At 64.2% G+C, this 1,074-nt stretch carries 1 protein-coding gene; it reads left to right on the plus strand.

Annotated features, from left to right (window positions below):
- Window positions 1-386 (plus strand): WbqC family protein (locus tag ACZ5CR_RS47020; protein ID WP_468870204.1); only part of this gene is annotated, 386 nt, incomplete at its 5' end.
- Window positions 387-1,074 lie beyond the last annotated feature (688 nt).

Consider the following 1,074-nt stretch of genomic DNA (forward strand, 5'->3'; position numbering starts at 1 on the left):
TTCTCGACCTGCTCGGCTGGAAGGGCACCGTCCTCAGGACGAGCCACTTGCCCGCGCGGCCCGGCCGATCCCAACGGCTGGCCGACCTCACGGCAGTAGTCGGCGCGAGCACGTACCTCTGTGGGACCGGCGGCATGACCTATCTGGACCGAACCCCGTTCTCCACCCTCGGCATCACAGTCATCCCCTTCGCGCTGTCCGACAGCATGGGGGAAGTAGGGCGGGGCCTCAGCGCGCTGTGGGATCTGGCGTCGTTCGGCCCAGACGTGATCGCTGAACGCCTACGTGCCTCAAAGTCACTCGCGGCCCATAAGTTGGGAGAGAAGTGCCACGACTGCCGTGGCCCCCACCAAGGCCGTCCCGACTTCGGGCGCATGCAGGGTTAGAGCGACGACGAGGACTCCGACCAACAGGAGGACTACGAGGCGCACGCTGATCTGTTCCATGAGGATCTACCTTCCATGTGGGCACCAACTGGGTTGTGTGTCCAGCGTGGGCGCCTCACCGACGACCCTGACGGCTCAGGACGAGCACTGACAGCATCAGCCGAGAAAGGCCGCTCCCTGACAGCGCGTCACAGATCCTGAGAGAGCTCGCGACAGATCCTGACGACTGTCGTGCTCGGCATGAACCGGCGCACAGTACTGGGCCTACAGGACCTGACGAAGAATCACCAGAAGGGGGCAGTGACGGTGGTCGCTCAGCCGTGGAAGAGGCCCGAGTTAGCTGACCAGCCTGACCTGAAAAAGCTCAACGACGAACTCCACGATCTGAGGCTGGACGCGGGGCTCCCCTCGGCGCGGACCATTCGCGACCGCGTTGGGACATTGTCCTGTCAATGAGGCTGGGCCAACCACCCCGCGAGCGCGACGCCGTTGCACGGTTGCTGCTAGGCCAAGCGCTAAACGTGCCGCTGCCGCCGTTGCCAAGGCCGTATCGGATCACGGAGATGTGAGTTGGCCGTTGGGCCGTTCGAGGCTGCTGCTCGACAGGTACCAGTGACAACCGTTTAGAGCGGAGCGACCAGCGCCACCAGCAAGTACCCAGTTCTCCAAGATCCCCGGCAAGGCCCAT

It is taken from the genome of Streptomyces sp. NPDC031274, assembly GCF_055570235.1.